We start from the raw sequence: 13097 nt of genomic DNA, 5'->3' as shown, positions 1-13097 counted from the left end.
CCGTCCGAACTATATCGTCAAAGACGCTAATATTTCTTCTTAACGGAACTAATCAATGAATTCAATTGTTTTTTCCCGCTCCTATTGGGGTGCGGATCAATTTATAATTTTAGGGCTCTTCTTAATTCTTTTCGTAATAGAAAAGAAATTCATAATATCTCCGAAAGTTCGTTTTTTGCTCACAAGTCTTTTGTCGATATCTTTAACCGTCTATTTATTCGGGCCAAATCTAAAAGCACAGTGGTGGCTCATCGACGATCATGAAGTATTTTATTTTCTCAAATCTAAAACGAATCAAAACTCTTGGTCTGATTTATTCGATATACTGCTCAATCAAACGGAAGTCGGAAAGTTCGGAAATAGCTCTCGATACAGAGTTTCTTATTATTTTTTAAGAATTTCCGAGTCTTTGTTATGGAAAGACAAAGCAACTTTGTGGTATCTCTTTCGGTTATCGATTTCTTCCTTGTTTATATTTTCAATTCTGGGTTTGCTTTCGAAATTTTTTTCCTTTTCTCTTTCCTTTTTGTTTACGATGTATGTTTTTACCGTTCGATATTGGTCCGATATTTTTTCAAGAATGGCTACCGGCGAATTGTACACCGTTTGGGGAGTGGCTCTGATTATTTTGGCATTGTCAAAATACAGGTTCGGAACGGATAAGAAAAATCCGATATGGGTTTATCTATGTATTTCTTTCGGAGTCATGATCTCTGCGGGCTCGAAAGAAAATTTCTTAATTTTAATTTTGCTTCCGATTTTCATTCTTTTTTTTGAGAGACACAAGTCGGGCATCTGGTTTCAACGAATCGTTTTGATTTTTCCCATACTGTTTTCGATTTTCGAAGTAATCTCACTCCTTCTATTTCATAGTAAGAATAAAACGGATATTTACGGAAATAGCACTTCCTTTGCCGACAGGAGCGCCGTTTTGCTCGGTGCGGTGAAGAGCGAGTATGTCATGATACCTTTGGGGTTGCTCATTGTTTTGTGTTCTTTGCGACTGTCGGCTTCCAATAGAATTAAAATTAGAGATTTAAAAAAGATACTTCTACCTGCGGTGTTCGTTCTCGTCGTTCTTCTGAACATCATTTTTTATAACGGGAACTGGCCTATAAATACGAGATACGATTTCCCTGGATTGATCCTCTTTCAATCAGCGGTATTCTTAATTCTTGCGCTAACCTTGTCCGAAATTTTCAAAATTTTTAAGTTCGGGGTATCAAAAAGGAACGTAGCCGTTCAGTTGATTCTAATCTTATATGTAAGCTCCATTTTTTCAGTTCAAGGATTGACGAACTTGCAAAGGGATTCTCGCGCGAATATGAAAAGGACGATCTCGTTTACCGCTTCGGTAAAAAAAGTAAGTTCTCTGCCTAAAGACGAAATGCTGATTCTTTACGCGTATCAGGCATACGATTATGAACCGATCGATTCGTTCTCTCGTTATCTCAATTATTACGATAGCGAAATTTCGAAGATGATATTGGTGACGGATCAAGAGGCAGAATCGGAGTTTAAAAACGGATTATTAAGAAGTTTAAGAATCATTTCAAAAGAAGGATCCGCAGAAATGAAAGTATTGCCGTACGATGAAAAGAGTATTCGTGGAAAATCCTGTACCGTTATCATTTTTCCTCCCGCTGCCCTTGAAAATGCGCCGGATATCAGAGGTTGCAGAAATTTAAGAAAAGAACTGGTCGTTTATTAATTCGAGCGTTGTATGAAACAGATTAAGGTATCCGTTATTACAATCAATTATAACAATAGGGACGGCTTAAAAAAAACAATACTCTCCGTGAGAAATCAAAGTTTCGAAAACTATGAGCATATAATTATCGATGCCGCTTCCACGGACGGTAGCGTCCAAGTGGTCGAAGAGTTTCAGGATAAGATCGCGTATTGGGTTTCGGAAAAAGACGATGGAATTTATTACGCGCAAAATAAGGGAATTCGAGCGGCTAAAGGCGAGTTTTGTTTGTTCTTAAATTCCGGAGATCGACTAGCGTCTGAAACCGTGCTTCTCGATTTATTCAAACGGAACTTCGACGAGGATCTTATCTACGGAGATATGTTTCTTGAATTGAAAGACGGGAAACTACTTTTGAGAAGACAGCCGAAAAGAATGACGCTTTCCCATTTGTTATTGGACACGATTTGGCACCCGGCTTGTCTCATAAAGAGGGAGTTGTTTGATCGTTTTGGAATGTACGATACTGCGTATAAGATGGTCGCGGATTATGAATTTTGGCTTCGGATATACAAAACGAATCAGATTAAAACAAAATACCTACCCGTTGCTTTTTCCATTTTCAATTTGGATGGACTCAGTTCGTTGCCTGAAAATCAGATTCGGCTGAATAGGGAAAGAGAAACGGCTCAATCGAAATACTTCAGCGCGACGGAGTTGTTCTTTTTTCGGGATTTTCCCGGGGTGTTTAAAAGATTGAATATTTTTCTAAGATCCGTTTTGCGAGGAATTATCAATTTATTTCCGGCGTCGAATCGATTTCACTGACTCCTTGGACTTAAGAATTTCATAATATGCAAAACTTTCCTCTCGTTTCAGTCGTCATTCCTTGTTATAACTACGGACATTATATAGGCGAGGCGGTCCAAAGCGTCCTCGCTCAGACGTATAAGAATTATGAGATTATCATTGTCGACGACGGTTCCACCGATGGAGTTACATTAGAAACTCTTAATGAATATCAAAAAACTTATACTGTAAAGAGGATCGACAGATCAGGGCCTTCCGTTGCGAGGAATTTTGGCATCGAATTGGCAAAGGGAGAATTTATACTGCCTTTGGATGCGGATGATTTGATTCATAAGGATTATCTAATGGAAGCGGTCTCGGCTTATGCAAAAAATCCGTCTCTTGGAATCGTGTATTGCGAGGCGGAATTTTTCGGATCGATGCACGGAAAATGGAATCTGCCTGAGTATAAGTTTCCCGAAATTCTTCTGGACAATTGTATATTCGTTTCATCCGTTTTTAGAAAATCGGATTGGAAAGAAGTCGGCGGCTTTAACGCAAACATGAAGAATGAATGGGAAGACTATGATTTTTGGTTAAAGCTCGTCGAGAAAGGCAGAAACGTTTATAGAATTCCAAGGGTGTTGTTTTACTACCGGCGGGGACATATTTCGCGTTCTAGCCGGTCTCTCGATCGATTTTTGCCTCTTTATATGCAACTATATGAAAATCATAAACGGCTCTATTTGGAAAATATTCAGGTTTTATTTGCGCGACATTTGAAAGCCAAGGAGTTTGAAGATCAGTTTCTGATTTTAACCAAAAATAGGGTCGTATTCGGACTGATAAAGTTGCTTGCAACTACTCTGCGGCTTATGAGCGCCTTAAAAAGAAAGCTTTTCGATAAAAAACATTAAGTATTATGAATGTATTGAGTTTGATATTGGAGTATTTTTGTTGTCCTCTTTTTGGTTAACTTTAAAAAAAAAGATTAAAAGTTTCTTTTTGGATACTTCTAGAAGCGGTGAGTTTAGGTCTTCGGTGGATTATTTCTATGAAGAATTTTCTCCGATATCTGAACCTAACCTTTGTTTTTTTGCCCATTATAGTTCGAGCGGGATCGTGAACGATTACGTTCTCTATTATTTGCAAAAATTAAGGCAACTTGGTTTTTCGATCGTTCTCTGCACGAGCACAAAAATATTAGAGGAGGAGAAAGTAAAACTTAAAGAAAAGGTCGTTGGGATTTTGACCCAGGAAAATTACGGATGGGATTTTGGTCTTTGGAAATCCGGGTTATTACAACTTAAGGATAAGATCAAAAATACTCCTGAGATAGAAAACATCTTGGTCGCAAACGACAGCGTCTACGGACCGTTTACGGATTTGTCCGAAATATTTTTAGAAATGAAGCGCAATCGTTTCGATCTTTGGGCAATGAGCGAGAGTTTTGAAGTCGATAGGCATATTCAAAGTTATTTTATTGTCTTTAATCGCCAGGTTATCCAGTCTTCTTTCTTTTGGAATTTTTGGGAGCAAGCGAAGTATTATTTCGATAAGCAAGCGGTGATCGATAAGTATGAGCTGCAATTGAAAGCTCTCTTCGAAAAGGAAGGTTTTTCTTGCGGGGCTTTTTTCTCCGGAGAAAAAATTCAAAAAGCGGTCTCGGGTTCTGCTGTGGACGTCAATCCAACGATAAAGTTATGGGAGCCCATGATCTATTCTTTTCATTTTCCTTTTATCAAGGGTGAATTGTTGAGAAAAAAGATGCTTTCCGAAAAGAGCATGGACCGGCTGAAAGAATTCGTCGCCGCAAAGGGTTATCCGGTTTCTTATATCGAACGCCATCTAAATTCAAAACGCTGATATAATTTTTACCGAAGTCGCCTATTTCAATAAATCTCCTTGTGAATCGAGTTCATTTTTTTTATCTGGCTTAATAGAGAGAGGCGCGCTTTGGTCCGCCGCTTAAGTTTCTAAATCTACTTTTTCAATTGAATACCTATGCAATTTAAACGATTTCCCATAGAAGGTCCCGTTCTTATCGAACCGAAGGTTTACGGAGACGAACGAGGTTTTTTCTTCGAGTCCTTCAAGTCGTCGACCTTTGTTCAGGAAAACATACCGGTTGATTTTCAGCAGGACAATCATTCTCGTTCCGCGAAAGGAGTCCTGCGGGGAATGCACTTTCAGATTCCTCCTTTTGAACAAGGGAAGCTCGTGCGCGTGGTAAGAGGGAGAGTCATCGACGTGATCGTCGATATTCGGAAAGGTTCTCCGACTTTCGGTCAATGGGTTTCTGCGGATCTATCGGAGGAGAACAAGAATATTTTTTGGGTTCCTCCGGGTTTTGCCCACGGTTTTATAACTTTAGAAGACAATACCGATTTTTTATACAAGGTTACGCGGGAATACAATCCGCAAAAAGAGATCGGGATCCGTTGGGAAGATCCTTCGCTTGGAATTCCTTGGAAGAATTGGTTGCCGAACTTTGATTTTATCGTTTCGAAAAGGGATCAAGAAACTCCCTTTCTCTCCGATTTTGAAACTCCATTCGTATATTAGAATATGATATTTTATTCAGGTAAGAGCGGACAGTTGGGCTGGGAACTCGCGAAACGTTTCGAATCCAGCGGACTTTCCTCGAAAGGGTTCGGAAGAGAAGAATGGGACCTTTCTGATTTGGATGCTACGGCTGAAATCCTGGAAAAACAACCGAAGATTTTGGTCCATTGCGGCGCTTTTACGGCTGTCGATAAGGCCGAGACAGAAAAAGAATCAGCTTTTCAGATCAATTCTCTAGCCGTCAAAAAAATCGCGGAAGAATGTCTTAAAAGAAAAATTCATCTGATTCATGTTTCCACAGATTTCATTTTCGATGCGAATCGCGAAACGATCGGGGATGCGCTTCGTTTTTGGAAATCGGATTCTCCGCTTTCTCCAAAGGGCGTTTACGGTTCTTCGAAGGCTGAAGGAGAGAATTGGATCCGAAAAATGTTTCAGGATTCTCATCAGGCGAATATCGTCCGCACAAGCTGGGTCTATTCTTCGTATGGAAATAATTTTCCAAAGACGATCCTGCGGCTTCTGAATGATCCGAGTCGTTCGGAGCTGAAGGTCATAGAAGATCAGCTCGGCCGGCCGACTTGGGCCGGGAGACTTGCGGATTTTATAATATTCTTAATTGATGGAATATTAAAAGGGGACAGATTTCCGCAGACCTTGCATTTTTCGAATTCGGGAATCGCGAGCTGGTACGATTTTGCGATTGCGGTTAGGGATCTCGGTCATTCGCTTTCTCTGACGGATTCTCCTAAATCTATTTTTCCGATTCCTACTGAAAGTTATCCTACTCCCGCGCCTAGACCCCGTTATTCGATTTTGGATTTGGAAGAAACAAGAAATATATTCGGTCCCATTCCCCATTGGAGAGAAGATTTGGAACTTTGCCTAAAGGAAATTGAAGCGGGTTCCGGCATGAAAAGATGAAAAATATTTTAGTAACCGGAGGAGCCGGGTTTATCGGCTCCAACTTTGTTCATCAGATTTTAGAAGACACGAAAGACTATCGCGTTTTTGTTTTAGACAAGCTGACTTACGCGGGAAATCTGAAAAGCCTGGATCGCTGGAAAAATGATCCTCGTTTTAAATTCATCAAAGCCGATATTGCGGTAAAAGACGAAGTGACTTCCGTCTTTCAAAACGATTCATTCGATTTTATCGCGCATTTTGCGGCTGAAAGCCATGTCGATCGTTCCATTTCGGGACCGGAAGAATTTATCAAGACGAACGTCCTCGGCACGTTCTATCTCTTGGACGCGGCTCGCCTTCAATGGAAGGACGGTTTCGAAGGTAAAAAATTTCTTCACGTTTCCACCGATGAAGTGTTTGGAACGTTAGGCGAAACGGGATTTTTTACGGAGGAAACTCCTTATGCGCCGAATTCTCCTTACTCCGCGTCCAAGGCCGGCTCCGATCATATAGTTCGTTCCTATTTTCACACCTACCGGATGCCGGTGGTAACGACCAATTGTTCCAATAACTACGGGCCTTATCACTTTCCCGAAAAGCTGATTCCGCTTATGATCCTGAACTGTCTTCACGGTAAACCTTTGCCTGTTTACGGAGACGGAAAAAATATTAGAGATTGGTTATACGTTAAAGATCATTGCAGGGCGCTTAGCGTCGCGCTTTTTGGAGGCGCTCCGGGCGAAACCTACAATATCGGAACCCGCAACGAAAAGAAGAATATCGAAATCGTTCAATCCATCTGTAATATCATGGACGAGTTGCATCCATCCGGCGCTCCTCATTCTCAGCTGATTCAGTATGTGAAGGATAGGCCGGGACACGATTTCCGTTATGCGATAGATCCTTCGAAGATTGAAAAGGAACTAGGTTGGAAGCCAGAGTCGAGTTTTGAGTCGGCGCTGAGAGAAACCGTTCAGTGGTATCTGAACAACGAATCGTGGTGGAAAGAAATTCTTTCCGGCGCATACAAAGAATATTATCACAATCAATACGAGACACGTTAAATGAAATCTAGAAAAGGAATCATCCTTGCAGGCGGATCGGGTACGCGACTTTATCCCGTCACTCACGTCGTTTCTAAACAACTTCTTCCGGTTTATGATAAACCGATGATCTATTATCCTTTTACCACCTTGATGTTGGCCGGAATCAGGGAGATTCTCATCATTTCAACTCCGCAAGCGACGCCGATGTATCGAGAACTTTTAGGTGATGGAAAACGCTGGGGACTCGAAATCGAATACGCGGTTCAACCCGATCCGGGAGGACTTGCGCAAGCCTATCTTATCGGCGAAAATTTCGTGAACGGCCATCCTTCCGTTTTGATACTTGGAGATAATATCTATTTCGGTCACGAGCTCTCCGAACTTCTTCGGGACGCCTCTAAAAAAGAATCCGGATCGACCGTTTTTGCGTATCCGGTCCATGATCCGGAAAGATACGGAGTAGTGGAGTTCGATTCAAGTCGTCGCGCGATTTCTATCGAAGAGAAGCCGGCAAAACCTAAGTCGAGTTATGCGGTCACCGGTTTGTATTTTTACGACGATCAGGTAGTCGAAATCGCGAAGTCCATCCAACCATCCCCCAGAGGAGAATTGGAAATCACGGATGTAAATCGCGTTTATTTAGAAAGCGGAAAGTTGGACGTTCAGGTGATGGGCCGCGGATACGCGTGGCTTGACACCGGAACTCACGAATCCCTTTTGGAAGCGTCGGTGTTTATCGAAACGATTGAAAAACGTCAGGGTTTAAAAGTGGCCTGTCCCGAGGAAATTGCCTTTCGCAAAGGGTTTATCAACGCCTCACAATTGGAAGAATTGATAGAACCCTTAAAAAAGAACGCGTACGGACAATATTTGATTAAAATTCTCAACGAAAAGTTTTACTGAAATCGTATCTCTATATTAAAGATCCGGAAATCGATTCGGGTCGGTCCCTGTTTTATGACGAGGAATATTTTTAGAAATAATCCGCTCCTATTATGGTATATTATAATATTTTAACGATCACATACAATTCCGAAAAATATATCCAGGCCTTGGATGCGTCTATGAATTTACCGCCTAACTGGAATTGGGTGATTTGGGACAATCACTCTCAGGATCATACCGCCGAGATTCTTGCTGATATCAAAAGGAAAAAACAAAGGACGATCCATATTCACGATCTAAATCTCGGATTTGCGGGCGGTAATAACGAGGCGAGCAGGATCGCGCCGAAGTCGGACCGGATAAAGAAGGAAGGATCCAAAATCGAAGGGGAGGGATTTTTCGATCGTTTCCTTTTTGATGCTGAAAGAGGACGAAAGCGGATTGGTGGACGGGGCGGGAGACGTCTATCACGTTTCCGGCGCCGCGTGGAGAAGGGGTTACAAACGAAAACTCAATGCGGAATATTTGAAGGAATCGGAAATCTTCTCCGCGTGCGGAGGCGCGATGGCGATCAGAACCGCTCTTTGGGAAACGTTAGGCGGCTTTGATTCCGATTTTTTTTGTTATATGGAAGACGTGGACCTAAGTTTTCGCGCGCGGCTCTTGGGGGAACGGGTCCTTTTTACCCCGAATGTCAAAGTGTTTCATCACGGATTCGGATCCACAAAAGAAAGGAGTTCTTTTTCTCTGTATTACGGTTTACGAAATGCGTTGATCGTTTATTGGAAGAATATGCCTTTGTCGCTTATCATTCGTTTTCTATTTCATCACTTTTTATTTTTTTCCGCGAGCGTATTCTTTCATTCCTTGTTCACGAGTCCTAAAATTCTGCTTGTTCCTTTTTCCTTTTTAAGATATCTTCCGGGATTGATTTTAAAAAGAATCCGTTTTCGGAAGAATAAGACGATTTCTTCGAGCGCTCTTTTGCTTTTGATGAACCGGGATCTACTTTCTCCATTTCGCAAAAAATGAATATGGCAAGATCATTCACTCCGATTGCGGTTATCGTCACTTTTAATCCCCGGTTTGATTCCACTCTCGATCTGATTCTCAATTTGAATCAAAAGAAAGTTCCCGTCGTAGTCGTGGATAACGGCTCGAAAAATATCGATCTCATTCGCTCAAAAATTCGAAAACCAAATTTTGTTCTGGAAAACCGGGAAAATTTAGGACTCGGTTTTGCCCTGAACCGAGGGATCGAATTCGCAAAGGAAAAGTCATATTCTCACGTCTGGTTGTTTGATCAGGATAGTTATCTGGAATCGGATGCGATCGGAATATTTCTCGATACGGTTCAAAAGGAAGAATCCGGAGGATTTATAGGAAGAAAAATCGCTTCCTTTGGTCCTAATATTTTTGATACTATCAAAAAACGTAATATTTATGGAATAAAAGAGGACGCAAAAGGGATCGATGAGAAATCCTTTTTAATCACGTCCGGAAGTTTTTATCGGACGGAAGTCTTGGACGAAGTCGGATTCTTCTACGATAAATTTTTCATCGACTATCTGGATTACGAATGGTGTTTTCGGGCAGGTTCAAAGGATTACGTTCACTGCGTGGTTTGCGAAGCTACTATGAGACATTCGATCGGGAACGAATCGAAAAAGATCTTAGGATTATTTTCGGTCGCGATCCATTCTCCTTTCCGCTGGTACTTTTTATTTCGAAACGGAATTCTTATATGCAAAATGTCTCATATCCCATTTCGGTTTAAATTGGAAGTGTTTATCAAAACGTTTCTTCGATTTTGGATCCTTCCTTCTTTATCCGGTTCCGTTTTGGAAACGTATCGTCACATTCTTTGGGGAATTTTCGATGGAATCACCGGAAAAAAATCCTCATTTTATAAAAACTTAATATCCCAGAATTAGAATCTGATCGAGGATCCATTTTGATTTCCGGACTTACAGTCTCCATCGTTATCTATAAACCCAACTTGGACGTTTTGAAAGAATCTTTAGATTCTCTTATGTCTTCGCTTCTCTATCAGAGCAAAGAAGAATCCGATCGATTTGATTTTTTCATAGATCTGATCGACAATTCCCCGACTTACGGTGAAAACGCTTCCGAAATTTTAGAAGAACTGAAGTCGAATCAGAAACTCAAAAAAACTAAAATCCATTTTCGATACCTTCATTTTCCGGAGAATCTGGGTTACGGCGCGGCCAATAACCGTTCCATCTTAGAATCCAAAACAAAGTTCCACCTTATATTGAATCCGGACATCAAGATGATTCCGCAGACGATCGAACTTTGCATTCGTTATTTAAAAGAGAATCCTAACTGCGACGCCGTCGTTCCCGCGGTTTTAAATTGGGAGAGTTTTGGAAAGGAAGTCGATTTTGACGATCTTCAGTTTCTTGTTAAATCCTATCCTACGGTTTTTGTTTTATTTTTGAGAGCTTTCGCTCCTAATTTTATAAGGAAATTCTTTCATAAACGTCTGGATTCCTACGATCTTCGGGAAAAGGATTGGCAGCTAACTCAAAAATCGGTCCCCCTTGTCAGCGGTTGTTTTATCTTCGCAAAAACCGAATCTCTGCGGAAGATAGGCGGTTTTGACGAAAGTTTCTTTTTGTATTTTGAGGATTTCGATTTATCGATGCGTTTAAACCGAAAAGATTATTTTCCTGAGATCAAAATTTATCATAAAGGCGGCAACTCCTCTAAAAAAGGTTTTTTGCATATTCGCCTTTTTGTAACTTCTGCGTTCCGTTTTTTCAATAAGTTCGGTTGGAAGTGGCTTTGAACGGCGCGGATTTTTTTAAACGTAAAGACCAGGCATATTAGGAAAGTATTGTATGAAAAAACCGATTCCAATTCTCATCCTTCTTCTTTGTTTGAGCGGCTTGTTTCTCGTTCAATTGTGGCTGGGGGTTCCTTTTTCGGTTTCGGTGATGCTCAGCATATTCACTCTCGCAGCGGTGTTTTGGGTAATGGAGCCGATTCCCGGATATGCGACTTCCATTCTCATCCTTTTTTTAGAGATTATCTTTTTCGCCAATCCTCTCGGACTACCTCTGTTCCAATTCAATCCGGGTAAGAATCCCTTACCTTCCGTTTTTCTCTCCTCCATCGCAGATTCCTCGATCATACTTTTTTTAGGCGGTTTCGTATTAGCAAAAGCGAGCGTGAAGACAGGCTTGGATCGTTTTCTCGCCAATAGGGTCATTCGAAAATTCGGAGTAAAAAGCGGTCAGGTTCTTCTCGGTTTTATGTTTACAACAGGTTTTATATCCATGTGGATGAGCAATACGGCAACGACTTCTATGATGATCGCGTTGTCTTATCCTTTGTTTCGGATTCTCCCGGAAAAAGAGCCGTTTCGCAAGGCGTTGTTGTTGGGAATTCCATTCGCGGCGAATATCGGCGGAGTCGGTACTCCGATCGGCTCGCCGCCAAATATCATCGCGATGAGTCTTTTGAGGCAGCAAGGGATTTCGGTTTCTTTCGGAACCTGGATGATGTTCGCCGTTCCGTTAGTCGTCATTTTAATCTTGTTCGCATGGTTTCTCCTTTTAAAACTTTTTCCCGAAGACGGTTCCTTGGAATTGGTGGTGGAATTTCCGGAGCCGGAAGGTGGAACCGGCTCCTATTCTTTTAGAACCGCCGCGATTATTTTTTTGGGAACGGTCCTTCTTTGGTTTACCGAAAATTTGCACGGTATCCCCGCGGGAGTTATTGCGCTATTACCTCTTATTCTTTTTCCCGCTTTCGGAATTCTAAACGAAAAAGATATCAATTCTTTGGAGTGGTCCGTGCTTCTTTTGATCGCCGGAGGTATCGCGATCGGAGTCGGTCTGCAACAGAGCGGGATGAGTCTTTGGTTTTCGGACATTCTAAAACCTATTACAAAACCGGAATATGCAATTAGCGTGTTATTTTTGCTTTGTATTTTGGCCCTTCTTCTGAGCACCTTTATGTCCAATACGGCCGCCACAAATCTTTTGGTTCCTTTCGCTTTTCCGCTTTCGGTTATTATTCTTCCGGGATCGGAGGCTTACCTTTTGGAAGTTTGTCTCGGAATCGCCTTGTCGGCCTCTCTTGCGATGTCTCTTCCCGTAAGCACGCCTCCGAACGCCATCGCCTACGCAGTCGGCGGTTTTGAAATCAGAGACATGATCAAAGCGGGGTTGCCGGTCGGTCTTTTCGGACTTCTTTTGACTTTGATCGGATACTTTCTATTTCTCTAATGTACTTCCTGCCTTAAACTTTTTCCCACCTCGGGCGCCTTCGTCGGTCGCGTTTTCAACCTTTCGTCCCTTAATTTTTTTCAAAATGATTTTTTTTCGCGGAAATTTTGCTTGATCGGTTCCATATTTATGGCCCCATAAATATGTGAAAACTACCTTAGAAATTCCGGACATTCTTTACAAACAGGCGAAAATAAAGGCCGCGGAACGAGGCGTTTCCATGAGGGTCTTGATCATTACCGCATTGGAACACAATTTGAAGATGGAAGAAGAACACTCGAAAATCAAAGCCTCCGAAAAATTCGAATCCAATCGATACGGCTGGCCCGTGCTTCCAAAGAAGAAAGGAATCAAAGTCACGAACGAATTGATCAACCAACTCAAAGAGGAAGAAGTTTAGAATGGCTTATCTTTTGGATGTGAATGTTTTGATCGCCCTCAGCGACTCCAATCATACGTTCCACGAAGCAGCCTGGAATTGGTTTGATCAGAAGTCGAGAAGAGGATGGGCTACTTCTCCGATCACTCAAAACGCGCTCGTAAGAATTATGAGCAGCAAATCTTATCCGGGGAGTCCGGGCGGAGTCGAAGTCGTATCGGAGATTCTTCATTCTCTTTTAAAAGTGAAAGGTCACAAGTTCGTTCCCGACGATATATCCATCGATTCTCCCGCTTTGTTTTTAAAATTCGGATTTGTCGCTTCCAAACGATTGACGGACGTTTATCTTTTGGCTTTGAGCGTTCATCACAAATTAAAGTTTGCGACGTTCGATTCTAAGATTCCTTTCAGGTCGGTGGCGAGCGGTAAAGAACATCTGGAAGTCATTGTCGCTTAACAATCCATGAAAGAATTTTTCAAAGACATTCCCGTTCTTCATTTCAAAAACGGGAAAGAATGGGAGAATTGGCTTAAGAAAAATCATACAAACGGAAGCGCGATTTGGGTCAAGTTCGCCAAGA

Annotated in this window: 13 protein-coding genes and 1 pseudogene; all 14 read left to right on the top strand. The window is 41.7% G+C overall.

Annotated elements, in window-relative coordinates:
* Positions 1-55 precede the first annotated feature (55 nt).
* The 14 genes and pseudogenes from CH376_RS22055 to CH376_RS21990 all read left to right on the top strand — a co-directional run bounded on the left by CH376_RS22055 (position 56) and on the right by CH376_RS21990 (position 12973).
* Positions 56-1711, top strand: coding sequence for a hypothetical protein (locus tag CH376_RS22055; RefSeq protein WP_100784063.1), 1656 nt, complete (start codon positions 56-58; stop codon positions 1709-1711).
* A gap of 12 nt (positions 1712-1723) precedes the next feature.
* Positions 1724-2518: a glycosyltransferase family 2 protein gene (locus CH376_RS22050; RefSeq protein ID WP_100784062.1), complete on the top strand. Its 795-nt coding sequence runs from the start codon at positions 1724-1726 to the stop codon at positions 2516-2518.
* Positions 2519-2544: 26 nt separating this feature from the next.
* Complete coding sequence (locus tag CH376_RS22045; RefSeq protein WP_100784061.1) at positions 2545-3396, top strand: glycosyltransferase; 852 nt, start codon at positions 2545-2547, stop codon at positions 3394-3396.
* A 205-nt stretch (positions 3397-3601) separates the two neighbouring features.
* Complete coding sequence (locus CH376_RS22040; protein WP_165781675.1) at positions 3602-4345, top strand: rhamnan synthesis F family protein; 744 nt, start codon at positions 3602-3604, stop codon at positions 4343-4345.
* Between the two features lie 138 nt (positions 4346-4483).
* Positions 4484-5044, top strand: coding sequence for a dTDP-4-dehydrorhamnose 3,5-epimerase (gene rfbC, locus CH376_RS22035; RefSeq protein WP_100784059.1), 561 nt, complete (start codon positions 4484-4486; stop codon positions 5042-5044).
* Between the two features lie 3 nt (positions 5045-5047).
* Positions 5048-5968, top strand: coding sequence for a dTDP-4-dehydrorhamnose reductase (gene rfbD / locus CH376_RS22030; protein WP_100784058.1), 921 nt, complete (start codon positions 5048-5050; stop codon positions 5966-5968).
* Entirely contained in the window at positions 5965-7014 is a 1050-nt protein-coding gene (rfbB, locus tag CH376_RS22025; RefSeq protein ID WP_100784057.1) for a dTDP-glucose 4,6-dehydratase, read from the top strand. Before rfbD ends, rfbB begins: the two co-directional genes overlap by 4 nt.
* Complete coding sequence (rfbA, locus tag CH376_RS22020) at positions 7015-7899, top strand: glucose-1-phosphate thymidylyltransferase RfbA (RefSeq protein ID WP_100784056.1); 885 nt, start codon at positions 7015-7017, stop codon at positions 7897-7899.
* Between the two features lie 161 nt (positions 7900-8060).
* A pseudogene (locus CH376_RS22015) lies at positions 8061-8913 on the top strand (glycosyltransferase family protein).
* 2 nt (positions 8914-8915) lie between these two features.
* Complete coding sequence (locus CH376_RS22010) at positions 8916-9815, top strand: glycosyltransferase family 2 protein (protein ID WP_100784054.1); 900 nt, start codon at positions 8916-8918, stop codon at positions 9813-9815.
* A 20-nt stretch (positions 9816-9835) separates the two neighbouring features.
* Positions 9836-10693, top strand: a complete 858-nt coding sequence (locus CH376_RS22005) for a glycosyltransferase (RefSeq protein ID WP_100784053.1) — start codon at positions 9836-9838, stop codon at positions 10691-10693.
* Between the two features lie 52 nt (positions 10694-10745).
* Positions 10746-12137 carry a DASS family sodium-coupled anion symporter gene (locus CH376_RS22000; protein WP_100784052.1) on the top strand — a complete coding sequence of 464 codons (1392 nt, stop codon included), beginning with the start codon at positions 10746-10748 and terminating at the stop codon, positions 12135-12137.
* A 145-nt stretch (positions 12138-12282) separates the two neighbouring features.
* Complete coding sequence (locus tag CH376_RS21995; protein ID WP_100784051.1) at positions 12283-12537, top strand: antitoxin; 255 nt, start codon at positions 12283-12285, stop codon at positions 12535-12537.
* Position 12538: 1 nt separating this feature from the next.
* The gene (locus CH376_RS21990; protein WP_100784050.1) at positions 12539-12973 is read left to right on the top strand and encodes a TA system VapC family ribonuclease toxin; all 435 of its coding nucleotides are present in this window, start codon (positions 12539-12541) and stop codon (positions 12971-12973) included.
* The last annotated feature ends 124 nt before the right edge of the window (positions 12974-13097 follow it).

It is taken from the genome of Leptospira adleri (assembly GCF_002811985.1).
Lineage (GTDB): Bacteria > Spirochaetota > Leptospiria > Leptospirales > Leptospiraceae > Leptospira > Leptospira adleri.
The sequence above is the reverse complement of the archived record's forward strand: the minus strand, read 5'-3'. Positions and strand labels throughout refer to the sequence as shown.

Bases quoted from the DNA above. Each gene is read 5' to 3' on its own strand.
- CH376_RS22055 (WP_100784063.1), top strand. From the start codon at position 56: ATGAATTCAATTGTTTTTTCCCGCTCCTATTGGGGTGCGGATCAATTT.
- CH376_RS22050 (WP_100784062.1), top strand. From the start codon at position 1,724: ATGAAACAGATTAAGGTATCCGTTATTACAATCAATTATAACAATAGG.
- CH376_RS22045 (WP_100784061.1), top strand. From the start codon at position 2,545: ATGCAAAACTTTCCTCTCGTTTCAGTCGTCATTCCTTGTTATAACTAC.
- rfbC (WP_100784059.1), top strand. From the start codon at position 4,484: ATGCAATTTAAACGATTTCCCATAGAAGGTCCCGTTCTTATCGAACCG.
- rfbD (WP_100784058.1), top strand. From the start codon at position 5,048: ATGATATTTTATTCAGGTAAGAGCGGACAGTTGGGCTGGGAACTCGCG.
- rfbB (WP_100784057.1), top strand. From the start codon at position 5,965: ATGAAAAATATTTTAGTAACCGGAGGAGCCGGGTTTATCGGCTCCAAC.
- rfbA (WP_100784056.1), top strand. From the start codon at position 7,015: ATGAAATCTAGAAAAGGAATCATCCTTGCAGGCGGATCGGGTACGCGA.
- CH376_RS22010 (WP_100784054.1), top strand. From the start codon at position 8,916: ATGGCAAGATCATTCACTCCGATTGCGGTTATCGTCACTTTTAATCCC.
- CH376_RS22000 (WP_100784052.1), top strand. From the start codon at position 10,746: ATGAAAAAACCGATTCCAATTCTCATCCTTCTTCTTTGTTTGAGCGGC.
- CH376_RS21990 (WP_100784050.1), top strand. From the start codon at position 12,539: ATGGCTTATCTTTTGGATGTGAATGTTTTGATCGCCCTCAGCGACTCC.